Genomic DNA, 25,727 nt, shown 5'->3' on the forward strand with positions numbered 1-25,727 from the left:
ATTGAATAGGTATTCCCTATAGTAGACGATCGCACAGGGAAGGACAAGAAACAGCAGAAGCTTGAGCACATACTGCCCGTACAGACTTTTCTTTCGCCCTTCTCCTTTGGCCATCGCCCGTTCCACCAGCCGCCTCAGCCACCAGAAGTTGGCTGCCACGATGAATGCCCCCAAGGCCACACCAATGGTCACCGAGAGAGACCTGAACAGGAGACTTCCGGCACAGAGGACTCCTGCCACATAGAGGTTGATCCTCTCGATCGAGTCGATCCTAGAAAGCGTCCAGGCCGTGTTCATTCCTTCCCCTTGTTGGCAGGCCGGTCTTGTTTCTGGATCTCCTTGACAACGCGGAAAAGAGCTCGGAAACCCGCCACCACACCTAGAATCAAGAAGATGAGAGCCATCCATGGCTTTGTACCGAGATAACGGTCAAGGACGATCCCTATAAAGAGCCCGATGGCTACCGAAAGGCCCATTTCAAGGCCGATAGTGCCGTAGTGACCTACCAGGAAGATCAGCCTTTTTGTGCCGTCAGCCTTCAAGCTAATTGCAATGCATTGATTTGTAAGGTTTTTTCCTCCCGGAGAGAGTCCGGGAAGCATGTGATTTTATTAACATACGCTCCCCTCCGTGTCAACCGAATTTTTGCTGTCCTTGCAAAAGCGGAAAGCCGTTGGCTCAGGGGAGGGGTAGAAACGTCTTTTCGCCGCAGCGGACCGCTGTATCCAGAACGTTCTCCTCTGGGGCAAAGGCGCATGTGTACTTCGGGTTGTAGGCACAGTAGGGATTATGAGCACTGTTGAAGTCGACAACGATCATGTCGCCCCCTGCAAGCCTCACATCGACATAGCGTCCGTTCTCGTACGTCTCGTGGCCGTTTGTCTTGTCTCTGAAGGGCAGAAACAGGGTCGACCTTCCCACGAAACGGTAGACGGCTAGGGAGAACTCCCTGTGGTGCATCCGAAACCTGAAGGTACCCACTCTGACGTAGGTTCGGAAATTACCTCTGCTGGTGGGAAGCCTCACGTATTCGGTTTTTCCAGATGAGTTTCTCTCGAGGGGGCCGGAAAAGACGCAGCCGGGGTCGACGGGATAATAGGCCAGTCCCCGGAAGCGTCTCTGATCCTCGGGTCTCAGGGGAGACCTCGGGTCCCAACGGAAAAACCGGTTCTTCTCCTCCCGCTCCCTCTGGATCCTCTCGACCTCGAACGTCCCCTCATCCCCCACGGGTTCAGAGGCATGAGAGAGATGGGAGACGGTGCAGAGGCATCCGAGAACCAGGCTTAACAGGAGAAGTCCTCTGGTCATCTTTCCTTGAACTCCCTACAGGAGCCCGGCCTTGTCCGCACCGGGCTTTGTCGGTCCGACAGGATCCGGGGCCGGCACGGGAAGAAGCCCGTGGGCAGCCCCCCTGCGCTCTCAGGGCCTACCCGCCCATGCTCCTGAAGGCCTTGCGTGCGGCTCCTACGGTTCTTTCCAGGTCCTCCTCGGTGTGGGCCAGGGAGATGAAGGCCGCCTCGAACTGAGAGGGCGGCAGGTAGATACCCTGGTCCAACATGAGGAGAAAATAGCGAGTAAAGGCCTTGGTATCGCTCTTTCTTGCCTCCTCGTAATTCTCCACGGGGGAGGGCGTGAAAAAGACCGTGAGCATGGTACCCACGTGGGAGCACCGGATCTCGATTCCCGCTTCACGGGCGGCCTGGGAGATGCCGTCGCAGAGGAATTCGGCCTTCATCTCCAGGCTCTCATAGACACCCTCTGCCTCAAGGATCTTCAAGGTCTCCAACCCCGCGGTCATGGCCAGGGGATTGCCCGAAAGGGTGCCGGCCTGATAGACCCCCCCGAGAGGTGCAACGAGCTCCATGATCTCCCTTTTTCCGCCGTAGGCACCTACGGGGAGACCGCCGCCTATGATCTTTCCCAGGCAAGTCATGTCCGGGATGACGCCGTACAGACTCTGTGCCCCGCCGTAGGCCACGCGGAAGCCCGTCATGACTTCATCGAAGATGAGTACAATGCCTCTTTCGTCGCAAATCGTGCGCAGGCCTTGGAGAAACCCTTGTCTCGGTGCCACGACACCCATGTTTCCCGCCACCGGCTCAAGGATGACGCAGGCCACCTCCTCCGGGTGGGCTTCGACCAGCGCCTTCACCGAATCGAGGTCGTTGAAGCGGGCCGTCAGGGTGTGCCTTGCGAAGTCGGCGGGAACACCCAAGCTGTCCGGGACCCCCAGGGTCGTCGCCCCTGAGCCCGCCTTGACGAGCAGATAGTCGCCGTGGCCGTGGTAGGCCCCTTCAAATTTGATGACCTTGTCCCGTCCCGTATAGCCCCTGGCCAGGCGGATGGCGGCCATGGTGGCCTCGGTCCCGGAGTTGACCATCCTCACCATTTCGAGCGAGGGGACTGCATCGATCACCTTGTGGGCCAGTTCCACCTCGAGGGCCGTGGGGGCACCGAAACTCAACCCCCGTGCCGCTGTTTCATTCAGCGCCCTGACCACGTCCGGGTGGGAGTGGCCGACGATCATGGGTCCCCAGGACCCAACATAGTCGATATACTCGTTTCCGTCGGAATCGTAGAGCTTCGAGCCTCGGGCGTGATCGATGAAGCGCGGCGGAATTCCAACGGTGCGGAAGGCACGTACTGGGCTGTTTACTCCGCCGGGAATCCACTTTTGAGCCTGGGCAAAGAGTGCTTCGGATCTTTCGGTTTCCATGGTTGCCTCCTTTGGGTCGGCTCCCCTGTTCAGCCGGTCGGCGTATCGTGCTGCTTTGTAACCGTGTTTGTCAGCGTCCCTATCCCCTCGATGACTACATCCACCCTGTCTCCTACCGACATGGGGCCGATCCCGGAAGGGGTGCCCGTTGCGATGACATCGCCCGGCATGAGGGTCATGACGTGCGAAACGAAGCTGACCAGTTGGTGGCAGTCGAAGATGAGGTTCGCGGTGTTAGAGGACTGTTTGAGTTCCCCGTTCAGAAAGGTTTCCAACTTGAGGCTGCGTGGATCGAGATCCGTTTCGATCCAGGGTCCCAAAGGGGCAAAGGTATCGAAGCCCTTGGCCCTTGTCCACTGGCGGTCCTTCTTCTGGAGATCCCGGGCTGTAACGTCGTTGATGCACGTGTATCCGAGGATGAAATTCCCGGCTTCATCCGGCGAGATGCGGGCAGCCCGCCTCCTCACCACCACGCCGAGTTCTCCCTCGTAATCGACCTGAGAGCTCATAGGGGGATAGATGATCGGCTCTCCGGGGCCGATGACGGCGGTCGAGGGTTTCAGGAAGATCAGGGGTTCTTCGGGTATCCTGGCCCCCACCTCCTCGGCGTGATCCCGGTAGTTCAACCCCACGGCCACGATCTTGCTGGGCGGTACAGGGGAGAGGAGGGTGACCCCGTCAAGAGGGGCGACCCTCTGGCCCTCTCTGAACTCTCCGAAAACGTCTCCTGCAAGGCAGAAGACATCTTCGCCCTTGAACAGGCCGTAAGAGATCCGATTTCCATGGCGGTAGCGAATCAATCTCATGCTCTTTCCCTTCTCTCTCTCAAGCCGAGGACGTCTTGCATATCATAGAGGCCCTCGGGCTGTTTGACCACCCAGAGAGCCGCCTTGACGGCGCCCCGGGCGAAGTTGTCCCGGCTGTGTGCCCGGTGGGTCAACTCCAGCCGTTCCCCGATCCCTCCAAACACTACGGTATGATCCCCCACGATGTCCCCCGCGCGGACGGCCGCTATGCCGATCTCGGCGGGCTTTCTTTCTCCCACCATGCCCTTCCTGCCCCAAACCGCAACCCTTTCGAGGTCCCTTCCCAGAGCCCTCGCGATCCTCTCGCCGAGCTTCATGGCCGTTCCGCTGGGGGCATCCCTCTTGAAGCGGTGATGGGCCTCGATGATCTCCACGTCGTAGTCGGGTCCCAAGGCCCTGGCCGCCTCTTCGACGATCTTGAACATGACGTTTACCCCCACACTCATGTTGGGAGCCACCACACACCGAGTCCTGCTCCCCTCGGCTCTGATCCGCTCCACCTGGTCCGAAGAGAACCCGGTGGTGCCGATAACCAGTGCCATCCGGCCTCGGACTGCAGTCTCCAGACTCTTCATGGAGACCTCAGGGATGGTGAAATCCACGATGACCTCTCCCAATCCGGCCACACGGTCGAGGTCGGATTCGACAAACACCCCTACTCCACCCTCTCCTGCAAGCTCACCCACATCCCTTCCCACTGCGGGGTGGCCCTCCTTCTCCACGGCCCCCGCCAGGGTGATTCCTGGAGTCTGGAGGATCGTATGGATTATCCTCTTCCCCATCCTTCCGCCGGCTCCTACAACGATCGCCTTGACCATCATCATTCTCCTTTACGAAGACTCGGAGTTTCCTGAGTCTGCTGCTTCGGTGACCTGAAGCCTTCCTCTAGTGGAGGAAATCCGGGATCTCTTCACCCCGTATCAGATCCTCGTAGGTCTCTCTCTGGCGAATGAGATAGGGGGTGGAACCCTTTACCAAGACCTCGCAGACCCTGGGCCGGGAGTTGTAGTTGGAGGCCATTGACAACCCGTAGGCCCCGGCACTCATGACGGCAAGAAGATCCCCCTGCTTGGGCTCGACGATGGTCCTCCCCTTGGCAAAAAAGTCGCTGGATTCGCAGATGGGTCCCACCACGTCGGCCACTACTTCCCTTCCCGGCCGCCTCTCGACGGGCAGAATGGCCTGGAATGACCCGTACAGGGAGGGGCGTATGAAGTCGTTCATTCCCGCATCGACGATAACGAAGAACTTCTCGGAGGTCTCCTTGGTATATATCACCCGTGTAACCAGGATCCCCGCGTTTCCTACGATTACCCGGCCGGGTTCAAAGACGAGGGTGACGTCAAGGTCCTCGGTCTCCTTCAGAATCGCCTGGGCGTATTCCGAGGGAAGAGGCGGTGCCTCGGACCCGTAAGTGATGCCCAGGCCCCCGCCGAGATCGAGATAGCGGATCCTGATGTTTTCCTGTTCCAGGGCGGCCACCAGGTCCTTCAATCTCTTCAATGCCTCTACAAAAGGCCCGACTTCGACCAACTGGGACCCGATATGACAGTCGACCCCGACGACCTCGAGGTTTTTCAGGCTTTTCGCCATCTTGAAATGGGAAAGGGCCCGGCCGAACTCAATGCCGAACTTGTTTTCCCTGAGCCCTGTGGCGATATGGGGATGCGTCTTCGGGTCGACGTCCGGGTTGATGCGCAGTGCCACAGGCGCCCGCACTCCCAGCCTACCGGCCTGATCATCCACGGCGGCAAGCTCCTGCGATGACTCGGCGTTCAACATGAGAATCCGCTTCTCCAGGGCGTAGTGGATTTCACCCGAGGTCTTTCCGACACCTGAAAAGACGATACTGGCAGGTCGGACGCCCGCCCGGAGAGCACGGAAAAGCTCCCCTCCGGACACCACGTCGGCGCCGCCTCCCATCCTTTCAAAGATCCGTATGAGCGCAAGATTCGAGTTGGCCTTCAGGGAATAGCAGACAAGGTGGGGGACGGACCGAAAGGCATCGTCAAAGACACGGAAATGGCGCTCCATCGTGGCAAAGCTGTAGAGATAGAAAGGGGTCCCCACCTTCTGGGCGACGGCGTCAACTGGAACTGACTCGCAATGGAGCAGGTCTTTGCGATAGTCGAAAAAGTGCACGATCCATCTCCACCTTCGGCCTCTCAGGCCGGGACTCGGGCTTGCTATCTCACGTATCTCACTCTCACCGGCTCGGAAAATGGGCTCTCGTTTCTCTGGGGAGAACCGTCCACAGCCGTCACCGTGTAAAGGTAAGTCTCTCCTAAGAGGGCGGTCCTGTCCAGGTAAAGGGGGACTTTCAAGGGGGTTTCGTTCAGACGGCTGTACGCCCCTTCTTCCAGACCCCTCCGGTAGACAAAATACCCGAGTAGATCCTCCTCGAGATTTCTCTGCCAGCTCAGCTCGATTCCTCCGGCCAAAGGGACGGCGAGGAGCCCCTGGGGGCGGGCCGGCGGTGTCATGTCCTTTGGCGTACAGGTGGAAAGCGACGAGTTCAGGCTCTCAAGCCAGGTTTGCCCGATCTTCCTGACAGAGCGGACAGCATAGACATAGGTGACGTCGTTGGTGAGGCCTGTATCCCGATAGGAAAGCTCATTCGGTCCCAGCCTTGCAGTCGGCTGTTCGCCGAACCCACCCTCCTCGTGCCCACGGTAGATGCGATACCCTTGGGCGCCTTCCACAGGATCCCAGACAAGACTCACAGCCCTGTCCTCGGGTGTTGCCTCCACATGTGCGGGAGGCGCCGGTGGAGTATCCCAGTAAAGAACGGCCCGATTCGAGGGAGCACTTTCATACCCCCTAGTCGTCACCGAGATGACCCTGTAGACATAGACGTGACCATAGGCAACCCGCTTGTCCTGGTAGACGACCCTATTGCCCACTATTGAGAAGTCCCCCTTCTTCTTGTCTTCTCCCAACTCAAGCACGTCAAGGAGCTCCAGCCGTTCCGGGCATTCCTCGCACCACTTCTCTTGAAGGGGAGTCTCTTCTCTCAGAATGCGGAATGCTCCGAGTTCCCTCACCTCGGACCCATCGACCGCCTTCCGGGGTATCGACCATTCCAGGAGAGGCTTTGCCTCACGGACCAGCACCTCAAGATCTGAGATCGCCCTCGGCACTGTTACGTCGTAGGGGATAGGCGGGCCCTTCTTGCCGCATCCCACAGGGATGAGCAGGATTGCCTGGCAGAGAAGATACCTCTTCAAAAGGGGTGAAAAGAGGTTCACGGGTCTCTCCCCTGTCCCGTCATTTCAACGGCCTCGGACCGAAGATGGCCGTCCCCACTCGGACCAATGTCGCCCCCTCCTCAACGGCCACTGCGAAGTCGTTTGACATCCCCATGGACAAGTCCAGGGGGCCCGTGTGGATCTTTTCCGACACGATCCTCTCTCCGAGGGTTCTGAGCCGGACAAAGTATGGCCGTGAATCTTCAGGATCGTCGAAGAAAGGAGGCATGGTCATCAATCCCTTGAAAGAGAGATTCGGGAGCCTGCTGATCTCCCCGATTAGAGGGATTACCTCCTCTTCTCTCACTCCCCACTTGGTGGTCTCACCTGAGAGATTGACCTCCACGAGCACCTCGAGTCTCCGGCCTGCAAGGCGGGCCCTTTTTTCGAGTTCCTCAGCCAGGCTGACGGAATCCACGGAGTGGATCATGTCGAAGAGTCTCACGGCGTGCCTGGCCTTGTTCTTCTGGAGATGCCCGATGAGATGCCACGAGACCCCCTGTCCGGCCAGGGCTTCAATCTTTCTTGCCGCCTCTTGGACATAGTTTTCTCCGAAGATGGTGACGCCCGCTTCGATGGCCGCCTTGATCCTCTCCACGTCGACGGTCTTTGAGGCACCCACCAGGCGCACCTCGGCTGGATTGCGTCCCACCCGTTGCGCCGCTTTGTCTATGGCCTCTTTGACTCTCAGGACGTTCTCCCTAATCAGACTCATCTTGCGGCCTCCCTTGGTGTTCGTGCCGGGTACTCCAGTCGATCGCTCCCAAGGCACGGAGGGACTCCAAGACCTGGCAGAGGGGAAGGCCCACCACATTCGTGTAGGATCCTTCGATTCTCTCGACCATGAAGGCCCCTGCACCCTGGATGGCATACCCTCCGGCCTTGCCAAAGGGCTCACCTGTCCGGACGTACCACTTGATCTCGCTCGGGCTGAGGTCTTTCACTTTCACTCTTGTCTCCACGACCCCGCTGGCAAAAGCCGGCTCCCTCTTCCTGGTAATGACGTATCCGGTCAACACCCGGTGGTATCTGCCGCTCAGAAGAGAGAGCATGTGTTCGGCTTCCTCTGGGCATTGAGGTTTTCCGAGGATCTCTCCACGGGCCACGACGACCGTATCCGCGCCGATAATCCACCTGTCCCAGAAACGAGCGGCCACATCCTCCACCTTCTCCGTTGCCAGGCGCAGCACGTGGCTCCTTGGATCCTCCTTCCCTTTCAGAACCTCCTCGACGCTGCTCGGTACGACCTCGATTTCAATCCCGACGCTCTCAAGGAGAGCCCGCCGTCTGGGAGAGGCAGATGCCAGGATCAATGGCCTATCCATCAGAAAATCTCACCAAGAGGAGCGGACCCAAAACCGCCGGCAACAAGGGCGACCTGCCTCCGCAGAGGGGTGCAAACACTTCCCGGACCAAGGCAGAACACTAAAACAATCGGTGACTTTTGTCAACAGCCGGGAACCCCTAGCCGACCAAAAGACAAAGGGATCAAATCTCGACTTGAGTCTTAGTGGGGAACTAGGCCCAGGTTTGACTTGACTCTTCGGGTCGATTCGTTTATGAATCCAGACATGTCCAGACCGTTGAGAATAGAGTACAGGGACGCATGGTATCATGTCTTGAATCGTGGGAGGCGGGGTGAGGTCGCTTTTGCCGGTGAAGGGGATTATGCTCGGTTTATCGACCTCCTCAAAGAGGCCAGGGATATGTGGAATCTGCGGATAGCCGCCTACTGTTTGATGCCGAATCACTACCATCTTCTCGTCCAGACACCGGAAGCCAATATATCTAGATGCATGCGTCATATAGATGGGGTCTACACCCAGCGTTTCAACAGGGTTCACGATTGTGACGGGCAGGTGTTTCGGGGCCGGTACAGATCGATTCTGATAGAGGCTGATGCTTATCTGCTGCAGTTGGTCAGATATATTCATCGAAATCCAGTGCGGGCCGGACTGACGCAAGATCCAGATGGATATACCTGGAGTAGCCATAAGGGATACCTTTCGGCAGATGACGGGTGGAAGTGGCTTTACAAGGAGTACGTTCTTTCTATGCTCTCCACGCACAAGTCAGAAAGGCTGAGACGATACTGCGAGTTTATGTCAGTATCTGATGAAAAGGATGAGCGGCTAGATAGATTGTTCAAAGGTAAGAAGGTGCCTTCAGTTCTCGGCTCCGAGGGTTTTGTCGATTCGATAAGGAATCGGTTTTTCACAGAGAAACTGAATGAAGAGATACCCGAATCGAAGCGACTGGCACCTGAACCGGATCGAATCAAAGAGGTGGTATGTGAGCACTATAGGATCGATCGAGGCGTTTTGTTTTCAACGAGGAGGGGGGTCTTCAACGAGCCAAGAAGTGTTGCCATCTATCTTTGTCGGCGCTTGCGAGGGGACAGCTTGAAAGAGATAGGCGAAAATTTCGAGGTTCCCAAATACACTACCGTGAGTGGTATCTTCAGGAGAACGAAGCGGCGGGTTGCCGAAGATCCGAGGTTGAGGGAGAGGGTTGAGGGAGTCCTTTCTTCCCTGAGAAAGACCCAAAACGAGACTTGACCCCTTGTTTTTGTATGAGAGACAAGATCAAGAGTGAGGCGGAGCTCGCGGAGGTTATCGATCGGCACAGGGCTGCCGGGAGGAAGGTGGTCTTCACCAACGGCTGCTTCGATCTTCTCCATGTGGGGCATGTCCGGTACTTGGAGAAAGCAAGATCCCTTGGAGACATCCTGGTAGTGGCCGTTAACAGCGATCGCTCGGCTGCTCGGCTGAAAGGCCCTTCCCGCCCTATCAACGGCGAGCAGGACAGGGCTGAGGTGGTCGCGGCTTTGGCCTGCGTGGACTACGTGACCGTCTTTGACGAGATCGATCCCCACAGGATCATATCCCTTTTGAGACCCCACGTGCTGGTAAAGGGAGGGGATTGGACAAGGGAGACCACCATAGGAAGAGAGATCGTAGAGGAGGCCGGAGGTGAGGTGGTTATCGTTCCCTATGTGGAAGGCATATCGACAACGGGTCTCATCGACCGGATAGTCAGAAGCCGTGGAGGCGCCCTCAGAAGAAGCTCTCCGGAACGATGACGGTATCCCCGGGCTCCACCGGGGTGTCCAGCCGTGCGCGGATCTTCTTCTCTCCTTGGGGGTCTTTCCTGCGGATCTTGATTCTCCTCTTGGAGGCGATGTCCGTGAATCCTCCGGCAATGATCACGGCCTTGAGGACCGTGAGTTCCTTTTCCCACCGGTACTTTCCCGGCTGGTCCACCTGCCCGAAAATGTAGAAAACCTGCCCTTGGGGAACGAAAATCGTGTCTCCGTCCCTGATTTCCAGATCCTGTCCGGTGAGCTTACCCGCAAGAAGCCCCCGGAGGTCAACCTGGATTACCTGCCCTACACCTTCCTCATCCGGCCTGAGGGGCTTGTTCTTTTTCCAGTCTTTCCGGGCACGGATAATCTCGACCATATCTCCCGCATTCTCACCGAGGCCTCCGGCCTTCGAGATGATTTCGATGATAGAGGCCCGGCTTTCGAGCGGATATGCCCCCGGCCTGACTACCTCCCCGAGAACGTATACCTTCTTGCTCCTGTATTCCTTTACCGATACCTCGACCTGAGGATCGACGAGGTACCCGTCGGCCAGCCTCCGGGAAAGGATTCTACCCACCTCGTCCGAGGAGCGTCCCCGTGCCTGCACCTCTCCTACCAGAGGGAAGCAGAAGCTCCCGTCTGGTGATACCACTACATCCCTGGTCAGGTCATCGTTGCCCCACACCCTGATTGCCAGGACGTCACCCGGCCCGATGGTGTAGTCGGCCTCCGGCCTGCACCGGCGGGCCGGGAGGAGGGCCGCAAGAACCAGAGAGAATATGAGAATCCAAACCGTGTTCCTAAACCCCATGGAGAACCTGTCTAGAGGATAAGGGAGACGTAGATCATGATAGTGTTCTCACCGTATTCCTCTGCTGGGAAGTTGGAATTAAGTCGAGTGTACCGATAGGCTCCGCCAAGCCTCAACCATCTGCGCAGGGCATGGTCGACGGAGAGCTCTCCTGTGTAGAGATCGTCTTTTCTCTTCTTTCCCAAGCCGCTATCGTCGTGAAGATATTCGTCATGGATGTAACCCACCTTAAGCCTTCCGGTGAGCTTCCGGTAGCGGTGGGAGAGGGTTGCCCTGATCTGAGTGGAAACGTAACCGCTGCCGAAGGCGAGATTCCTGTCGGCCCGGCTGGTGTCGAGGATGCGCCGGACCCCCTCGACCGACAGGGTGGTCTTTGGCCGCAACCGATGAGTAATACTGATAAGATAGGAGAAGGCACTGTCGCTCCTGCTGAGCCTGTGGTAGTCTGTCCGCATATACCCCACCCGGGCCGTTCCCGTGCTCTTGGCAGCGATTTCCCAGGTTATTCCTCCCTCGATTCTGTTGGAGTAGCTGTCCTCCGACTCGCGGTTGTCGTAGCTGCGGGTTCGATATCCGTAAGACGCCACCAGAGACGTCTTCGGAAGCATCTTGAGATAGAGACTCCCTGTCAGCTCGGTCCCTTTGTAATCATCGATCTGATCCAATGAACGGTCGTACTTCTTTGTTTCGCCCGTGTAAGCCGCTCCCACGCCGAGCCATCTGTTGAGATCGTAGTCGACACTCAGGCCCGGACTGTTCCACGTAAAGGGATGGGTTTGGTCCCCTTTGAAGTACGGTCGATCGGCCCCGCGGGTAAACCCGTCCCTTGCCTGGACCTTCAGCCTTTTCCACTGATTCAGGCTGAGGGTCCCCGTGGCATTGTGAACCGTCCGATCTGCCTTTTTCTCTTCTCTATAGTTGTAGCTGTCAGCGGTATAGTTGAAGCTAAGGGCGTTTTTCTTCATGGGCAAAAGCAGCTCGACACCCGGAGAAATCAGGAAAAAGGTGTCGCTCACTCTATCGGCTCTTGTAAGGTATACGTTGTCAGTATGCGCCGCAGAGACCGTAGCATAGGGGTGGATCCTGAGCGGCCCCACATGAAGGTTACCGGCGGCCCCGTAGGAAAACAGAGTAAAGATGGAGAAAACCGCGGCACAGGTTGCCCATATTCCCTTTGCCCTGACCATGAGGCGCCTATATCGTATTTCTCTCCGAAAAGAGGTCTCTAGAACGGCGGACTGGCCACACGTTCTGTTCCTCCCTGGTAGCCTGTTATCGGCGGTACGTCGGTCTTACCCCTTATGATGCCCGACTCGCGCACGGCCTCGAGGCTTGCCTTCAATTCCTCGCAGAATCTGTTCAGGCGAGCGACAATCACCGAGGACGACGCCGAGATCAAGCCTTGGTCAGCCGCCAAAGAGGCGGAACATCGCACCTCTTCCATCTCCTGTGGGGTCAAGATCCTCGTAGGATCGGCCTTTGCCCAACCTCCGACAGGGCCGATGTGGAGGGATTCGAGAAGGGCGAAGGCGCCCTCACAGGTCTCCCGAGTTTCCAGGTCCAAGAGGTCGAGGAGGAGAAGGGCGAACTCACACTGGGTGAAATTCCGGCCCGCACAGGACGAAATCATCGAGCCTCCACAGAGCTTTGCCACAGTTTGGCGTCCGGGATGCGGGACCACCGGCGGAGGTTTCGAGACAGCAAGATCCATGCGTGGTTCGGCCCGGTCTTTCAGGCCTGGTTGGATCTCCGGGAAGGCGGGCCGAAAGGCCCTCGATGAAACCTCTATCGGCTCGACAGGACGTACATCCTTCAAAGCCTCTTCTGGAATCCCCTGTGGGGGGGGTGGGTTTGCGCGGACCACTGGAACCGACCGGGTCACCTCCGGAAGGGCGCTCGGGTTCGTCTGTCGAGAGCTACGGGGCTGGTGCGCCGGATTTCTTGAGACGATGGTCTCCCCGGGGGGGTTGGATCTCCCGAAGCACAGGGAGAGGAGAAGCATGAGCCCCACGGCACCCCCGAGAGAAAGAGCGAACTTTCTCCTGGTCATGGGATCTTTCCTCTTTGTTGCTCGGTATTCTTCTCTAGCAAGATCCATACCAGTAAGCCTCTGCCCTGATGGGCGAACCTTGCCGGGATCGGCTGATGAGGGTAAAATTGTTTTATCGAATCACCTGTGTTCTGCCCGCCTCCTGTAGGGACAGCGGGAAGGCGGATGCAGGGCAGGGGAGCGCGGCAGGAAATTGGGGGGCGAGAACCAACAGCGGCTGATGGGAAAGACCGAAATCACAGAGATCGGCGAATTCGGACTGATCCGGAGAATCCGGAAGAGGTACTCGAGGGCTTCGCCCTTTGTTCTGTCCGGGATCGGAGATGACGCGGCTGCTCTCCGGTTCCCCCCGGGCCATTCGGTCCTTGTCACAACGGACACGCTCGTCGAGAACGTACACTTCAGCCGCCAGTCGACTCTGCCCTACCTTCTCGGTGTGAAATCCCTGGCCGTCAATCTCAGTGACCTGGCTGCAATGGGAGGTACGCCTCGGTTCTTCCTCCTCTCGTTGGGGATTCCCAAAGGTCTTTCACTCTCTTTTGTAGAGCGCTTTTTCCAGGGGATCGGCGAGTCGGCGGAGACCTACGGTGTTCTGCTTGTGGGTGGGGACATTACGGCTGCGGCGAACCTCGTGATCACCGGGGTGGCCATCGGTCACAGCCCCCCCGGGGAGATGGTCTGCCGAGGAGGGGCTCAACCCGGGGACCGTATCTACGTGACGGGCCCCCTCGGGGATTCGGCCCTTGGTCTGGAGATCCTTCGCCAAAGGGGGTTGAGACCGAGGGATTTCACCTACAGGGGCGAGATCAGGGGAAGGGACGGAGATCTTCTGGGGCTTGTCCGGAAGCACCTGGCGCCGGTCCCACAGGTTCTCAAGGGAAGAAAGATCGCCGAGTCGGGGTGTGCGAGCGCGATGATCGATATCAGCGATGGGCTTCTGGCGGATCTGGGGCACATAATGGAGGAGAGTCGAGTGGGAGCGCGGGTTTGGGTCGAGAAAGTACCCCGGTCCGAGGCCTTTGAAAGATGGGCGTCCCACTACCATCACAGTCCCATGGATCTGGTTCTGGCAGGGGGGGAGGACTATGAACTGGTTTTCACGGCTCCCCGGGACCTCCTTGAAGGGGACCCGAGCTGCGCACGACTCGATGGTCTTCCGGTCCACCCGATAGGCGAGGTGACGGCTCGTGCCGGGAATCTTACCCTTGTCGGAGGGGATCAAAAGCCGTACCACCCTGCTGGTCTGGGGTACGACCATTTCAGGGACAGGACGAGGAGGAAGTGATGAAAGGGGTCTACGTGGGCGAAATGGTTGAGGACCAGGCAATAGACGGCGTCTTCCTGGTGAGCGAAAAGCGCATGGCCGAGACCCGCTCGGGAGCTCCATATCTCAGGTTGAGACTTTCTGATCGGACCGGTGAGATCGAGGGGAGAGTCTGGGAACAGGCATTTGAGACCGCAAAGGCCTTCGAGAGGGACGATTTTGTCAGAGTCAAGGGCCGGGTGAGCAGGTACCAGGACACGTTGCAGATTTCCATCCGCCACATCCAGCGCCTCTGCGGCACTTCGGTTGATCCCTCCGACTTTCTTCCGAGAAGCAACCGGGACATTGAGGGCATGTGGGATGAACTCAGAACCGTTGCGAGGGGTGTGGAAAACCGGGACCTACGGGAACTACTCGACGCTTTCTTTGGTGATCCGGAATTCGCTTCGAGCTTCAAGAGAGCACCGGCTGCCAAGAAACTCCACCATGTCTATATCGGGGGCCTTCTCGAACATACCCTCAATCTGTGCCGCTTGGCGCTCGCCGTGAGTGAGATCTACGAAGGATTGAACAGGGACGTGTTGATCGCCGGGGCTATCCTCCACGACATCGGCAAGGTCCAAGAGCTCACCTCTGAGAGATCCTTCGACTATTCCGACCAGGGGCGCCTTCTCGGCCATCTCGTGATAGGAGTCGAGATGCTGGATGAGAAGATCGCCGGCCTGGAGAGTTTCTCCGAAGAATTGGCCCTGATTTTGAAACACATGATCCTCAGTCATCACGGGCAGTATGCCTGGGGTTCGCCCAAGAGGCCGAAGACCCTGGAGGCCATCGTCCTCCATCATCTCGATGACATGGACGCTAAGTTCAACGGGGTCCAGGAGTTTCTCGAGAAATCGAGCCGCTCAAACTCGCGCTGGACGGAACACCACCGGGTGTTTGATCAGTTTTTCTACCACCCGGATTTTGAGGAGAGCGAAACTTGACAAAGCCCTCGGAGATGGTTATTTTAAGGGAGGTTTGGGTATAATTATCTAATATCTAAGGAATTTTCATAACAAAGCCTATGGGTTCCCGTTCGAAACTGCCCGACAACCTGATGGACTCCGAGAGGGTGCGGAAGATCCTGACGGCCATAATCCGCGAGTATGTGGCCTCGGCCGGGCCGGTTGGTTCGAGGAGTTTGGCGAGGCGATACGGCTTGGACCTGAGTCCGGCCACCATTAGAAACGTTATGGCCGACCTCACCGAGATGGGATATCTTTCGCAGCCCCATCCGTCGGCGGGGAGGGTTCCAACCGACAAGGCTTTTCGCTGTTATGTCGATTCCATACTGAATGTGAGGAAACTGACCCGGCACGAGCGAGACCGGATCAGACGGAACTATCATCCTTCGAAGCTCGACATGACGCAAACCCTCAAAGAGACCTGTCGTATCCTTTCGGCCACTTCCAACTATCTCGGCCTGGTCATCGCTCCAGAGTTGGGCAAGATGAGATTCAAACATATCCAGTTTGTCCGCGTGGGCCCGTTTCAGGTCCTGGCTATCTTCGTTACCACTTCAGGGACCATCCAGAACAAGCGCCTCGATACCGACGAGGATCTGGGCCAGGACTATCTCGACAAGATTACCCGGTATCTCGATTCCATCCTTTCGGGTTTGACCCTGTCCGAAGTGCGCAAGAGGATCCTGGAAGAGATGGAGAAGGAGAGGATCGCATACGACCGGCTAATGGAAAGAGCCCTCAAGCTCGGCGAAAGGGCGTTCCTGGAGACCGAAGATAGAGAGCTGTATATGGAGGGGAAGGTCAAGATCTTCGATGCTCCCGAGTTCAGCAGCACCGAAAAGATGAAGCGCCTTCTCCAGACCCTTGAAGAGAAGAGCTTTCTCCTCAAGCTCCTGGACCAGAGTCTGGAGTCGCGGGGGGTGCAGACCATAATCGGGACAGAGTTTGACCGGAGCGATATGGCGGAGTGTACCCTTGTCGCTGCCACCTATGGCACGCCTGATTCCTCTCGGGGGACCCTGGGAGTCATCGGCCCTATGCGCATGAACTACTCCAGAATCATTCCACTCGTGAGTTACACCGCTCAGCTGTTGACAGAGAGCATGGCTGAGGCTGGTGCCTAGGGGATATCATGGAAGAGATGCCAGTCAAGGGGGGGAGTCAGGGGAAACCCATGGAGGAAGGCGGGGAGTCTAATCAGGCAGAGACCGCTCATGAGGCCTCCCGGAAAAAGAAGCGGAGAGCCGCAACCAGCGAGGAACTGAAAAGGGCTCTGGAGGAGCAGAAGCGGCTCGCCCAGGACAACTACGAGAAGTTTCTCCGCGCTTACGCCGAGCTCGAGAACTACAAGAAGAGAGTCGAGAGGGAGAAGGCGAATCTTCTGAAGTACGGCAACGAGGCCTTGATTCGAGATCTGCTTCCCTTTATCGATAATCTTCAGAGAGCGGTGGAGCACGCTTCAGGGGAGAAGAACAACAGCCCCGAAGCCTTGATCCAGGGTGTGGAACTGACCCTGAAAGATCTGATGAGAGTCCTGGAAAAGCACGGCCTTAAGCCGATAGAGTCGGTGGGCGGGATTTTTGACCCTAATCTCCACGAAGCCATGATGCAGGTCGAAACCGAGGACCACGAGCCTCAGACCATTGTGGAGGAGTTTCAAAAGGGATACCTCCTGGGAGACCGTCTTCTCCGCCCTGCCAGGGTCTCCGTGGCGACCAGACCGGGCAGTCCTGCGGAGGGACGAACCGAGGGAGAAGGCCCATCCCCCTCTCCGGAAGACGAAGCTTGAGAATGGGAGGTGCAGGAGTTGGCTTAGGCCTTTCTTGCCGATTCGAGAGGCAGTGACCGTTGTGGAGGCGGGACCTTAGGGACTTCTAGACAACAGAGAGGGAGACGAAAATGGGCAAGATTATCGGAATCGATTTGGGAACCACGAACTCCTGTGTGGCGGTGATGGAGGGCGGGGATCCCGTGGTCATTGCAAACCAGGAGGGAAGCCGTACGACTCCGTCTGTAGTGGCTTTTACGGATAAGGGAGAGAGACTGGTGGGGCAGATCGCCAAGCGCCAGGCCATCACCAATTCAGAGAATACCATATACGCCGTGAAGCGGCTCATCGGACGGAAATTCACCGATCCCGAGGTGAGGAAGGATATAGACATCGTCTCCTACAAGATCGTGGAAGCAAAGAACGGAGATGCCTGGGTGAGGGCCAGGGGTAAGGACTACAGCCCGGCCGAGATTTCGGGTATGATCCTCCAGAAGATGAAACAGACGGCAGAGGACTACCTCGGTGAGAAGGTGGAGGAGGCCGTGGTGACGGTTCCCGCCTATTTTAATGACAGCCAACGGCAGGCAACCAAAGATGCCGGCAAAATAGCCGGGCTGGAAGTGAAGAGGATCATCAACGAACCCACGGCCGCCTCGCTGGCCTACGGCCTCGAAAAGAAGAAGGACGAGAAGATCGCGGTCTTCGACCTCGGCGGGGGGACCTTCGATATTTCGATCCTGGAGTTGGGAGATGGGGTTTTCGAGGTCAAGTCGACCAACGGCAATACCCACCTGGGAGGCGAGGACTTCGACCAGCGGATCATCGACTACCTGGCCGACGAGTTCATGAAGGATCAGGGAATCGACCTCCGGTCTGACCGCATGGCGTTGCAGCGTCTCAAAGAGGCGGCCGAAAAGGCCAAGATGGAGCTTTCTTCTTCCCTGGAGACAGACGTCAACCTCCCCTTTATCACTGCCGATGCCGGTGGGCCGAAGCATCTCAACATAAAACTGACCCGTGCAAAGCTCGAGAAACTCGTGGAAGATCTTATCGACATGGTGGAAGAGCCCTGCAGGACCGCTCTGGAAGATGCGGGCCTGAATGCTTCGGCGATCAATGAGGTGATTCTGGTTGGGGGCATGACCCGCATGCCGAGAGTCCAGCAGAAGGTCAAGGAGATCTTCGGTAAGGAACCCAACAAGAGCGTCAACCCCGACGAGGTAGTGGCCATTGGAGCCGCGATCCAGGCGGGCGTTCTCAAGGGGGATGTAAAGGATGTGTTGCTTCTTGACGTGACTCCCCTTTCCCTGGGTATTGAGACTCTCGGCGGTGTGTTCACCAAACTGATCGAGAAGAATACCACTATCCCTACTCGAAAAAGCCAGATCTTCTCGACCGCTGCGGACAATCAACCTGCGGTGAGTATTCATGTCCTGCAGGGAGAGCGGGAGATGGCTGCCTACAACAAGACACTGGGGAGATTCGACCTGGTAGGCATTCCTCCGGCCCCCAGAGGGGTCCCACAAATCGAGGTGACCTTTGACATCGACGCGAACGGGATAGTCCATGTCTCGGCCAAGGATCTGGCAACGGGTAAGGAACAATCGATCAAGATCACAGCTTCCAGCGGGCTGTCGGAGGAGGAGATCCAGAGGATGGTCCGGGATGCCGAGGCCCACGCCGAGGAAGACAAGAAGAAGAGGGCACTGGCAGAGGCCCGGAACAACCTGGACAGCCTTATCTATATGACCGAAAAGAACCTGAAGGAATACGGGGACAAGATCGACTCCTCGGAGAAGAGCAACATCGACAGTGCCCTTGAAGACGCCAGGAAGGCTCTCGAATCGGAGGATGTGGATACCGTCAAATCCGCGGCTGACCGCCTGACCCAGGTCTCCCATAAACTCGCCGAGGCCATGTACGCCAAGGCCTCTCAGACAGGGCAGCAGGCCGGGACCGGCGGAGGTGCGGGACAGGGGCAGGAGAGCCAAAAGAAACCCGACGAGGACGTGGTAGAGGCAGAATTCGAAGAGGTGAAGGACAACAAGTAGAACCCTCCCCCCGTGTGAGGTTCTCGTCTCCCACCAGGGGAATTTCCCGCCCTCTTTCCACTCGGAGTGGTGAAAGGTCGATTCGTGGACAAATCCGGTTTCCTCCACACCCTGAGGAAGGGGCTGTCCAAAACCCATCAGGGCCTCGTAGGCCGCCTGGAGAGAATCTTCTCCGGGAAGAGCCGGATGGATCCCGACCTCCTGGATGAACTCGAGGAGATCCTCATCACCGCGGACCTCGGCGTCCGGACCGCCTCGGAGCTTCTCGATGGCGTCCGGAAGGCGCTTCCCCCCAGGGCCGCCGCCTCTCCCGAGAGGGTGAAGGAGGTTCTCCAGAAGGATATCCTGGAGATCTTGAGGGGGGCCGAGAGGACGGTCTCCGTTGATCAAAGGCCTTTTGTCTTTCTGGTGGTCGGGGTGAACGGGGTCGGAAAAACCTCGACCATTGGAAAACTGGCCAACCACTACCGAAACGGGTCGAAGAAGGTCCTGTTTGCCGCGGCCGACACTTTCCGGGCCGCGGCGATCGAGCAACTCGAGATCTGGGCCCAGAGGGTGGGGGCCCAGGTGATCAAACACAAAAGCGGAGCGGATCCTTCTGCTGTGGCCTACGATGCCGTCCACGCCGCCCGCTCCCGTGGCGCTGATCTGCTCTTCATAGACACCGCAGGACGCCTCCACACCCAGGTCAACCTGATGGAGGAGCTGAAAAAGGTGAAGAGAATCGTGAACCGGGAGATGCCGCAGGCTCCCCATGAGACACTCCTGGTTCTCGACGCCACTACGGGGCAGAATGCCATCTCCCAGGCCAGCCTCTTCCATGAGGCCCTTGGAGTCACAGGGATAGCCCTGACCAAGCTTGACGGGACGGCCAAGGGGGGTATCGTAGTCGCCATCTGCCACGACCTCGGGCTCCCCGTTTACTACGTTGGGGTGGGTGAGGGTCTCGAAGATCTCCAACCCTTCAAGGCCGAGGCCTTTGTCGAGGCCTTGTTCCAATGAGAAATCGACTGCCCGGCTGCATGGTCTTCCAGACACATCGGGCCGGCAAAATGGCCGGGTCCTGTTGAGATGCCCGGATACGACCGGCGGGGAAGAGGGAACCTCTCACCCCCGGGATTCTAGACATACTCGGTCCGGCCTTTCCGGCGCACCATCTCTGAGAAACGCCTGACTTCTTGGGACCTCTTGATGTCGGCCAGGAGCAATACGTCCTCTGTGTCCACCACCAGCAGGTCGTCGAGACCGAGAACAGCGATCAACCGCTCTGTCTGGGAATGGACGAAGGTGTTTGTCGTGTCCAGGAAGAGGACTTTTCCAGAGGCGATGTTGCCCTCAGCGTCTTTTTCTGCTTCCCGGAGCTTGCGCACGGCAGCCCAACTGCCTACGTCGCTCCAGCCGAATCTTCCCTCTACCACGTAGACCGGCTCTTTTGTCCTTTCCATGACACCGTAGTCGATGGAGATCGGCTCGATCCCGCCGTACACCTCCTCCAGGATCTCCGGATAGCGCTCTGTTCCGAGGGACTCGGAGATCCTGCCGAGCCCTTCGCCCAGGCGGGGAAGGTGGAGGGCGATCTCTTTGAGCATGGTTGAGGGTTTGAAGATGAAGATGCCGGAGTTCCAGAGATAGCGTCCACTCGCGAGGAACTCCCCCGCCCTTTCAAGATTCGGTTTTTCGACAAATCGGTCGACCCTGTACGCTTCTCCATCGGAGAGAGAAACCCCTTTCTCGATATATCCATACCCGGTTTCTGGATAGGTGGGAGTAATCCCGATGGTCACGAGCCCACCCTTGTCCAGGAGGGAGACCCCCTGCTGCAGGCAACGGAGGAACTCGGTCCGGCCGGAGATGAAGTGATCCGCGGGCAGGGCGATAGTGGGGAGGTCCCCGAAGCGCCTGATCACGTGGATGCACCCGAGGCCGATGCAGGGAGCCGTGTTTCTTCCACAGGGCTCCTCGACGAGCCGGGCGCCCCTGTCGCCCAGGATCTTCCGGGCAGTCGACCGGTGGTGCGCGTTGATGATGACAAAGATCCTCTGCGGATCCGTCAGCGAGGCCGCCCGGTCAAAGGACTCTTCAACCATGGGTTTCGGACCGCAGATTGGGAGAAACTGCTTGGGTAGTCTCTCCCGGCTTGCAGGCCAGAAACGAGTCCCCATTCCCCCGGCCATGATGAGCACCGCGGGATCTTTCCGAGTCGGGTTTCTTTTCATGGGATAACCTCCGTGTTGGAGCGGGCTTTCCCCCTGTCACCGCAGAAAGGTCGCGATGGAGAAAGGTCGGGGAAAAGAAAACCCCGCGGGAGTCCTGGATCTCTGCGGGGCGTCAGGCGATACATGGTTTGCCCCGCTTTCTGGTCGGCGAAGTGGCAAAAAGACCTGCCGGAAGCGAGGGAATCGGCCGCAAGGAAAGCCGGAACTCGAAGCCGAGGAACGAGCCTGCAAGCCGGAAAGGGACCTAGCCGCCGTCCTTGATCCCTCCCACGATCTCATCCCCCCGGGAGGGAGACACACGACCGTAGTCGTCTTCCAGCCTCTCGATATCGTCCTCGCCGAAATAATCCCCCCTTTGGACCTCGATAAAGGTGAGAGTGGTCTCTCCCGCATTCCGGATCCTGTGCGCTGCCTTCAGGGGTATATCCACCGACTCACCTGGGCCGAGGAGAATCTGTCTGCCGTCCAGGGTCACCTCGGCCTTTCCCTCGATGATGATCCAGTGTTCCGACCGCCTGGAGTGTCTCTGGTAGCTGAGACGGCGGCCGGGGTCGACCCAGATCCGCTTCACCTTGTGGGTTGCCCGGTCCTCGAGGACCAGAAACCCCCCCCAGGGCCTTCTCTCTTCTGAGGGAACCTGTCTTGTCCGATTCAACCCGCCTTCCTCCCGGCGATTCCACCCCCACTCCTCAGGAAGGGATCGCCCCCGCCGTATCCGGTCTCCTTGGGGAGGAACGGGGAGCCCCTCGGGGCTTCCCTCCTGAAGGGTAGTGCTCTCGAGAACGGATATCGAGAAAGGAGCGATTCGAAGAGCCTCAAGAAAGTCTCGGCTACGACCTCGGAGGAGTTTCTCTTCACAAACCGCTCCGCAGACTCCAGGGTGGATTCGATGTCGTACTTGTCCTGGAAGAGCTCTCTAAGGGTCACCTCGAGTTCCCTGTACTTGATGACCTCCCCGTCAAAGGTCTCGAAAAAGTTTGTGTCGTAGGCCAGAATAGGCCGTCCCGCCCCCAGACAGAGACAGGCCGTCGACGGGACCACCACGGCCTCGGCCGAATCCTTGTGAATCAGGAGCACGTCGGATGCATGGAGATAGGTGTAGAGCTCATCTGTTGGAATTTCTCCCTTCCTCAGTTCGATGAACGGATAGGCCCATCTTACCGCATCAAACAACTCGTACCAGTCCTGTATGTGGGTCATGGTGAGGAGCATGAGCGGATGGTCGTGATTTACCCTCTTTATCGACGGCAGAAGATGGAGGTGGCGGTATACACCTATGCCGTAGTTGAAGATGATTCTCTTGTCCTGGGGCAGGCCGAGTTTCTGGCGCGCCTCGCTCTTGTCGCCGTGCCGGACGGGATGGCAGGGATAGGGTATGATGTGTATCCTCTCCTCGGGATAGATCTCCTTGAGAAACCTCTTGTACCTCCGGTCAAAACAGACCACGCCGTCCCAGTCGAATCGATAGAAGGTCTGGTCTGCAGGTGGTCTGCCCTCGTGGACCACCAGGACGGTTTTCGCCCTCTTTCTGATATGGGGGTAGATCCTGAGAAGATCCTCCATGGGCAGGATCTCGAGGTTTTCCACCACGAAGATATCAGGGTCGCCATGCAGGAACGGCTTCGGATCGAAGAAGAATCCCTCTTTTCTGCGGGGTTCCGGAAGCCTGTAGCAACGCCGCACGTAAGGTTCGTCGGGGCTGCTCCGATAGCCTTCCCACTCCACTGGAGCCAAGACCGTGAGGTCATGGCCCATCTCGACCCAGGCCCTTCCGATGAGCTCCGCATGGAGCGAGACTCCACAGGGGATGTTCCATCGGCTCATCATGGTTATCTTCATCTCTCTCCTCCGGCCTAGAACAGGTCGAGCAGTTCCTGCTTCTTAGCCGTCGCCCCGCAGATTACCCTGTCGGCCCCTCCGTAGTAGACAAAGTACGTGTCTTCCACCTCACAGATGCCGCATCCAAAGACCACCTCCCGGACTTCGCCTCTGAGTTCGTAGTCCTCTTCGGGCTCCAGGATCGGGTCCGGATGCCTGGCCACCACCTGAGAGGGGTCGTCGAGGCCGAGGAGGGCGGCTCCCAGCCTGTATACACCCTCCCCGTCAACGCCATGGTAGATGAGCAACCAGCCTTTTTCCGTCTTCACAGGGGGGCTGGCCGATCCTATGCCGACCCCGTCCCATCCCCCCTCGCGGGGCGCCATGATCTTCTTGGAATCGGTCCAGTGGAGGAGGTCTTCCGAGTAAATGATCCAGATGCTGCGAGGAGGGGACATGGGCCTGTGGAGCATGACGTACCTTCCGGCGACCCTTTCGGGGAAGAGGACAGCGTCCTTGTTGTCCATATCAGGCAGGACTATCCCGTACCTCTCCCACTGGATGAAGTTGTCGGTTGAGGCGAGGCAGACTCTGACACCTCTGGCCGAATAGCCTGTGTAGGTCATGTAGAACCTGCCCTCCAGGGAGACCAACCTTGGGTCCTCACAGCCCTTGCTCTCTGCCAGACCCCTGGGCGTGAAGACGGGCTTGTCGAACCGGAAGAACTCGTATCCATCGGCACTCACCGCATAGCCGATTCTCGAGATTTCGTCCTCCCCCACTGCCCGGTAGAGCAGGTGGAAGAGGCCGTTGTGGTGAACGGCGGCGGGGTTGAAGACGAGTCTCGATTCCCAGTCGTTTTCCCTCTTGGGCTTCAGAAGCGGATTCTTAATGAACCTCTTCAGCATAGGCCGCTCCCCCTTGGTAGGTAGCCACACAGGTTACCCGATCCGCGGCGCCGTAATATAGAAGCCACTTGTCACCCTTTCTTACCAGCCCCTCGGCCACGCAGTGGTTCGCCGTCCCAAACTCCTCTCCATAGTCCCGGGCCGGGGAGAGAAGGGGCTCATCGCTTCTCTGGAGTACCGTGGCAGGATCGTCCCTGGAGAAGAGGGCTCCCCCCGTCCTGTAGAGACAGTCCCCTCCCCATCCATTATAGACCAACAGTATCCCCTCAGGGAGGATTACAGGGGCTGGCCCGGGCTCGACGCCCAGGCAGTCGAAACGGCCCTTCCTGGGCGAGAGCACCGGTCGCTCCAGGGGCTCATACCAGTGAAAGAGGTCTTCTGAATATGCTATGCCGATGGACGCAGCCCACGGCCTCTCCTCTCCCATGAAGTACATCACGTATCTCCCGCCGATCCTCTCCGGGACCACGGCACCCGCTTTGATCTGCCCCGTGTCCCACGATCCCTCCCGCGGGCTCAGGACAGGGCCGTGCTTTGTCCAGTGAAGGAGATCCCGGGAGGTGGCGACACAGATATTGGAAACGTGATACCTGCCGCTGTTTCCCACGTAAGTGAGGCAGTAGAGCTCGTCCAACTTCACGATCCTCGGATCCTCGCAGCCGCCCCTGTCAAAATCATCGCCGGGTTCGACAATCGGCTCTGCCCTGCAGGTGAAACGGAATCCATCACGGCTCACGGCGAGCCCGATTCTCCCGGTCAGCCCGTCGTCGGTCTCTGCCCGGTAGAGCATGTAGAAGCTCTCTCCTTCCAGGATCACGGCCGGGTTGTAGAGGCCCCTTGACTGGAAGCCATCGGAGGGCTTCAGGATCGGGTTTTCCTCGTAGTCGGCAAAGGGGCCGATGAAGAAGTCTCCTGCCTTCATTCGGATCTGGTCCAGGGCCTTCCCAGTTCGATAAAGAAATCGATGAACCGCTTTGCGATGATCTCGGGCGAGTTGACCGCGCAGAAACCGTCCGCCCGGTCGAGCAGGGACTTTCGCTTCCTCCCGTCTCCGAGGAGCAGGTCGACCAGTTTTTCGCCGAGATCCTGGGCATCGTGGTAATGGATGACTTCGTTCTCCAGGGGCTTGAAGTAGTCCGACATGCTGGGCACGAAGATAGGGCACCCCGCTCCCAAAGCCTGGAAGCCGGTCGAAGAGACCACGCCGAGATAGAGGCTCTGGAACTTGTGAAAGACGACCGCGTCGGAGGCAAAGAGGTAATCGTCGAACCTCTCTTCAGAGAGCACCTCCTCCTCCCTGATTATCATCCACGGCGGAATCCTTCCCCTCTCGACCATCTGATAACCAGGGGGAACGACGAAGAGGAGGATTGCCTGGCCTCTCAATTCATCGGGGATGTCCCTGAGAAAAGGCTCATATCCCCTGTGGCAGAAGACATAGATTATCTTCTTGTCCGGGGGAAGGTCGAGCTTTCTTCTCGCCTCGAGCTGATCTCCCCTCCTGATGGGGAAGCAGGGGAAGGGGATCCTCTTGGCGTGGGGATAGACGTCCCTCAGAAAATCCTGCCTTTCGTCGAAGTAGACCACACCGTCCCAGGTGAACTGGTAGAACCAGGGTTCTTCGGGAAGCGTGTTTTCATGGACCACATGGACCGTTCTAGCCCGGTTCTTGAGGAGGGGAAAGATCCGCGCGAGATTCTCGACTGGAAGCATCCTCAGGTCTTGAACGACCAGGATGTCGAAGTCGGTGGTAAGGATGGGGCGGGGGTCGAGCAGGTTGGTCCGCTGAGTTCCCAAGCATCTTATCACATAGTCGTCGTCTTCCCCTGTAAAGCCCTCCCCGTGGTAATCATCCTGAACGTGGCTGTACACGGTCAGGTCGTGTCCCATCTTCAGCCAGGCCTTACCGAGCGGTTCGGCATGGACTGCAACTCCGGAATCCGTGTTCCAGGCCGTCATCATCGCGATGTGCATCT

Annotated in this window: 27 protein-coding genes; 8 read left to right on the top strand and 19 right to left on the bottom strand. The window is 58.1% G+C overall.

The window, feature by feature from the left end; translation table 11 throughout:
* From JRJ26_08200 to maf, 10 genes are all read right to left on the bottom strand, one after another.
* The coding region (locus tag JRJ26_08200; protein MBW2057462.1) for an ATP synthase subunit I at positions 1-297 on the bottom strand (297 nt) is incomplete at its 3' end.
* Positions 294-602, bottom strand: coding sequence for an AtpZ/AtpI family protein (locus JRJ26_08205; GenBank protein ID MBW2057463.1), 309 nt, complete (start codon positions 600-602; stop codon positions 294-296). The genes JRJ26_08205 and JRJ26_08200, both read right to left, overlap by 4 nt.
* Positions 603-678: 76 nt before the next feature.
* On the bottom strand, positions 679-1,308 hold the full coding sequence (locus JRJ26_08210) for a DUF1684 domain-containing protein (GenBank protein ID MBW2057464.1): 630 nt from the start codon (positions 1,306-1,308) through the stop codon (positions 679-681).
* Positions 1,309-1,426: 118 nt separating this feature from the next.
* Positions 1,427-2,716, bottom strand: coding sequence for a glutamate-1-semialdehyde 2,1-aminomutase (gene hemL, locus JRJ26_08215; GenBank protein ID MBW2057465.1), 1,290 nt, complete (start codon positions 2,714-2,716; stop codon positions 1,427-1,429).
* Positions 2,717-2,745: 29 nt separating this feature from the next.
* Positions 2,746-3,522 (bottom strand): fumarylacetoacetate hydrolase family protein, encoded by a 777-nt coding sequence (locus JRJ26_08220; GenBank protein MBW2057466.1) that lies wholly within the window; start codon positions 3,520-3,522, stop codon positions 2,746-2,748.
* Positions 3,519-4,340 (bottom strand): 4-hydroxy-tetrahydrodipicolinate reductase, encoded by an 822-nt coding sequence (gene dapB / locus JRJ26_08225; protein MBW2057467.1) that lies wholly within the window; start codon positions 4,338-4,340, stop codon positions 3,519-3,521. Before dapB ends, JRJ26_08220 begins: the two co-directional genes overlap by 4 nt.
* Positions 4,341-4,407: 67 nt before the next feature.
* Positions 4,408-5,664 (bottom strand): diaminopimelate decarboxylase, encoded by a 1,257-nt coding sequence (lysA, locus tag JRJ26_08230; GenBank protein MBW2057468.1) that lies wholly within the window; start codon positions 5,662-5,664, stop codon positions 4,408-4,410.
* A gap of 44 nt (positions 5,665-5,708) precedes the next feature.
* Entirely contained in the window at positions 5,709-6,770 is a 1,062-nt protein-coding gene (locus tag JRJ26_08235) for a hypothetical protein (protein MBW2057469.1), read from the bottom strand.
* 19 nt (positions 6,771-6,789) lie between these two features.
* A complete protein-coding gene (locus tag JRJ26_08240) occupies positions 6,790-7,485 on the bottom strand; it encodes a YggS family pyridoxal phosphate-dependent enzyme (GenBank protein ID MBW2057470.1) in 696 nt (231 codons plus the stop codon).
* A complete protein-coding gene (gene maf, locus JRJ26_08245; protein MBW2057471.1) occupies positions 7,472-8,098 on the bottom strand; it encodes a septum formation protein Maf in 627 nt (208 codons plus the stop codon). The genes JRJ26_08240 and maf overlap by 14 nt, the downstream gene beginning before the upstream one ends.
* A gap of 243 nt (positions 8,099-8,341) precedes the next feature.
* On the opposite strand from maf, the gene JRJ26_08250 reads away from it, so the two are divergent.
* Together JRJ26_08250 and rfaE2 are read left to right on the top strand one after the other, a co-directional pair.
* On the top strand, positions 8,342-9,328 hold the full coding sequence (locus JRJ26_08250) for a transposase (protein ID MBW2057472.1): 987 nt from the start codon (positions 8,342-8,344) through the stop codon (positions 9,326-9,328).
* A gap of 14 nt (positions 9,329-9,342) precedes the next feature.
* Positions 9,343-9,852, top strand: a complete 510-nt coding sequence (gene rfaE2, locus JRJ26_08255; protein ID MBW2057473.1) for a D-glycero-beta-D-manno-heptose 1-phosphate adenylyltransferase — start codon at positions 9,343-9,345, stop codon at positions 9,850-9,852.
* Here the strand turns inward: rfaE2 and JRJ26_08260 are convergent.
* Genes JRJ26_08260 through JRJ26_08270 form a run of 3 tightly spaced genes read right to left on the bottom strand, consistent with a single transcriptional unit; the run spans position 9,827 to position 12,296 of the window.
* Positions 9,827-10,666 (bottom strand): polysaccharide biosynthesis/export family protein, encoded by an 840-nt coding sequence (locus JRJ26_08260; GenBank protein ID MBW2057474.1) that lies wholly within the window; start codon positions 10,664-10,666, stop codon positions 9,827-9,829. The genes rfaE2 and JRJ26_08260 overlap by 26 nt on opposite strands.
* Before the next feature lie 11 nt (positions 10,667-10,677).
* Positions 10,678-11,853: an outer membrane beta-barrel protein gene (locus JRJ26_08265; protein MBW2057475.1), complete on the bottom strand. Its 1,176-nt coding sequence runs from the start codon at positions 11,851-11,853 to the stop codon at positions 10,678-10,680.
* Positions 11,854-11,891: 38 nt separating this feature from the next.
* Positions 11,892-12,296, bottom strand: a complete 405-nt coding sequence (locus tag JRJ26_08270) for a hypothetical protein (protein MBW2057476.1) — start codon at positions 12,294-12,296, stop codon at positions 11,892-11,894.
* Between the two features lie 640 nt (positions 12,297-12,936).
* On the opposite strand from JRJ26_08270, the gene thiL reads away from it, so the two are divergent.
* The 6 genes from thiL to ftsY all read left to right on the top strand — a co-directional run bounded on the left by thiL (position 12,937) and on the right by ftsY (position 19,811).
* Positions 12,937-14,001: a thiamine-phosphate kinase gene (gene thiL / locus JRJ26_08275; protein MBW2057477.1), complete on the top strand. Its 1,065-nt coding sequence runs from the start codon at positions 12,937-12,939 to the stop codon at positions 13,999-14,001.
* The gene (locus JRJ26_08280; protein ID MBW2057478.1) at positions 14,001-14,966 is read left to right on the top strand and encodes an HD domain-containing protein; all 966 of its coding nucleotides are present in this window, start codon (positions 14,001-14,003) and stop codon (positions 14,964-14,966) included. The genes thiL and JRJ26_08280 overlap by 1 nt, the downstream gene beginning before the upstream one ends.
* Before the next feature lie 113 nt (positions 14,967-15,079).
* Complete coding sequence (gene hrcA, locus JRJ26_08285; protein MBW2057479.1) at positions 15,080-16,111, top strand: heat-inducible transcription repressor HrcA; 1,032 nt, start codon at positions 15,080-15,082, stop codon at positions 16,109-16,111.
* A gap of 8 nt (positions 16,112-16,119) precedes the next feature.
* Positions 16,120-16,776, top strand: coding sequence for a nucleotide exchange factor GrpE (grpE, locus tag JRJ26_08290; protein MBW2057480.1), 657 nt, complete (start codon positions 16,120-16,122; stop codon positions 16,774-16,776).
* Between the two features lie 110 nt (positions 16,777-16,886).
* Positions 16,887-18,809: a molecular chaperone DnaK gene (gene dnaK, locus JRJ26_08295; GenBank protein ID MBW2057481.1), complete on the top strand. Its 1,923-nt coding sequence runs from the start codon at positions 16,887-16,889 to the stop codon at positions 18,807-18,809.
* 69 nt (positions 18,810-18,878) lie between these two features.
* Complete coding sequence (gene ftsY / locus JRJ26_08300; GenBank protein ID MBW2057482.1) at positions 18,879-19,811, top strand: signal recognition particle-docking protein FtsY; 933 nt, start codon at positions 18,879-18,881, stop codon at positions 19,809-19,811.
* Between the two features lie 119 nt (positions 19,812-19,930).
* Here ftsY and JRJ26_08305 read toward each other — a convergent pair whose 3' ends face one another.
* The 6 genes from JRJ26_08305 to JRJ26_08330 all read right to left on the bottom strand — a co-directional run bounded on the left by JRJ26_08305 (position 19,931) and on the right by JRJ26_08330 (position 25,725).
* The gene (locus JRJ26_08305) at positions 19,931-21,025 is read right to left on the bottom strand and encodes a mannose-1-phosphate guanylyltransferase (protein ID MBW2057483.1); all 1,095 of its coding nucleotides are present in this window, start codon (positions 21,023-21,025) and stop codon (positions 19,931-19,933) included.
* Between the two features lie 244 nt (positions 21,026-21,269).
* Positions 21,270-21,680 carry a phosphomannose isomerase type II C-terminal cupin domain gene (locus JRJ26_08310; GenBank protein MBW2057484.1) on the bottom strand — a complete coding sequence of 137 codons (411 nt, stop codon included), beginning with the start codon at positions 21,678-21,680 and terminating at the stop codon, positions 21,270-21,272.
* On the bottom strand, positions 21,677-22,864 hold the full coding sequence (locus tag JRJ26_08315; protein ID MBW2057485.1) for a hypothetical protein: 1,188 nt from the start codon (positions 22,862-22,864) through the stop codon (positions 21,677-21,679). Before JRJ26_08315 ends, JRJ26_08310 begins: the two co-directional genes overlap by 4 nt.
* A 14-nt stretch (positions 22,865-22,878) precedes the next feature.
* Entirely contained in the window at positions 22,879-23,751 is an 873-nt protein-coding gene (locus tag JRJ26_08320) for a glycosidase (protein ID MBW2057486.1), read from the bottom strand.
* Positions 23,732-24,673, bottom strand: a complete 942-nt coding sequence (locus tag JRJ26_08325; protein ID MBW2057487.1) for a glycosidase — start codon at positions 24,671-24,673, stop codon at positions 23,732-23,734. Before JRJ26_08325 ends, JRJ26_08320 begins: the two co-directional genes overlap by 20 nt.
* Complete coding sequence (locus tag JRJ26_08330) at positions 24,670-25,725, bottom strand: glycosyltransferase (protein MBW2057488.1); 1,056 nt, start codon at positions 25,723-25,725, stop codon at positions 24,670-24,672. Before JRJ26_08330 ends, JRJ26_08325 begins: the two co-directional genes overlap by 4 nt.
* Between the last annotated feature and the right edge of the window lie 2 nt (positions 25,726-25,727).

It is taken from the genome of Deltaproteobacteria bacterium (genome assembly GCA_019308905.1).
Classification (GTDB): domain Bacteria; phylum Desulfobacterota; class BSN033; order WVXP01; family WVXP01; genus JAFDHF01.

Excerpts from the sequence above, each read along its gene's own strand:
- JRJ26_08220 (MBW2057466.1), bottom strand. The coding sequence starts at position 3,522 with ATGAGATTGATTCGCTACCGCCATGGAAATCGGATCTCTTACGGCCTG.
- JRJ26_08315 (MBW2057485.1), bottom strand. The coding sequence starts at position 22,864 with ATGAAGATAACCATGATGAGCCGATGGAACATCCCCTGTGGAGTCTCG.
- dapB (MBW2057467.1), bottom strand. The coding sequence starts at position 4,340 with ATGGTCAAGGCGATCGTTGTAGGAGCCGGCGGAAGGATGGGGAAGAGG.
- JRJ26_08320 (MBW2057486.1), bottom strand. The coding sequence starts at position 23,751 with ATGCTGAAGAGGTTCATTAAGAATCCGCTTCTGAAGCCCAAGAGGGAA.
- JRJ26_08260 (MBW2057474.1), bottom strand. The coding sequence starts at position 10,666 with ATGGGGTTTAGGAACACGGTTTGGATTCTCATATTCTCTCTGGTTCTT.
- JRJ26_08270 (MBW2057476.1), bottom strand. The coding sequence starts at position 12,296 with ATGATTTCGTCCTGTGCGGGCCGGAATTTCACCCAGTGTGAGTTCGCC.
- JRJ26_08330 (MBW2057488.1), bottom strand. The coding sequence starts at position 25,725 with ATGCACATCGCGATGATGACGGCCTGGAACACGGATTCCGGAGTTGCA.
- JRJ26_08280 (MBW2057478.1), top strand. The coding sequence starts at position 14,001 with ATGAAAGGGGTCTACGTGGGCGAAATGGTTGAGGACCAGGCAATAGAC.
- JRJ26_08250 (MBW2057472.1), top strand. The coding sequence starts at position 8,342 with ATGTCCAGACCGTTGAGAATAGAGTACAGGGACGCATGGTATCATGTC.
- JRJ26_08265 (MBW2057475.1), bottom strand. The coding sequence starts at position 11,853 with ATGGTCAGGGCAAAGGGAATATGGGCAACCTGTGCCGCGGTTTTCTCC.
- JRJ26_08305 (MBW2057483.1), bottom strand. The coding sequence starts at position 21,025 with ATGAAAAGAAACCCGACTCGGAAAGATCCCGCGGTGCTCATCATGGCC.
- hemL (MBW2057465.1), bottom strand. The coding sequence starts at position 2,716 with ATGGAAACCGAAAGATCCGAAGCACTCTTTGCCCAGGCTCAAAAGTGG.
- JRJ26_08210 (MBW2057464.1), bottom strand. The coding sequence starts at position 1,308 with ATGACCAGAGGACTTCTCCTGTTAAGCCTGGTTCTCGGATGCCTCTGC.
- dnaK (MBW2057481.1), top strand. The coding sequence starts at position 16,887 with ATGGGCAAGATTATCGGAATCGATTTGGGAACCACGAACTCCTGTGTG.
- grpE (MBW2057480.1), top strand. The coding sequence starts at position 16,120 with ATGGAAGAGATGCCAGTCAAGGGGGGGAGTCAGGGGAAACCCATGGAG.
- JRJ26_08205 (MBW2057463.1), bottom strand. The coding sequence starts at position 602 with ATGCTTCCCGGACTCTCTCCGGGAGGAAAAAACCTTACAAATCAATGC.
- JRJ26_08325 (MBW2057487.1), bottom strand. The coding sequence starts at position 24,673 with ATGAAGGCAGGAGACTTCTTCATCGGCCCCTTTGCCGACTACGAGGAA.
- rfaE2 (MBW2057473.1), top strand. The coding sequence starts at position 9,343 with ATGAGAGACAAGATCAAGAGTGAGGCGGAGCTCGCGGAGGTTATCGAT.
- thiL (MBW2057477.1), top strand. The coding sequence starts at position 12,937 with ATGGGAAAGACCGAAATCACAGAGATCGGCGAATTCGGACTGATCCGG.
- hrcA (MBW2057479.1), top strand. The coding sequence starts at position 15,080 with ATGGACTCCGAGAGGGTGCGGAAGATCCTGACGGCCATAATCCGCGAG.
- JRJ26_08240 (MBW2057470.1), bottom strand. The coding sequence starts at position 7,485 with ATGAGTCTGATTAGGGAGAACGTCCTGAGAGTCAAAGAGGCCATAGAC.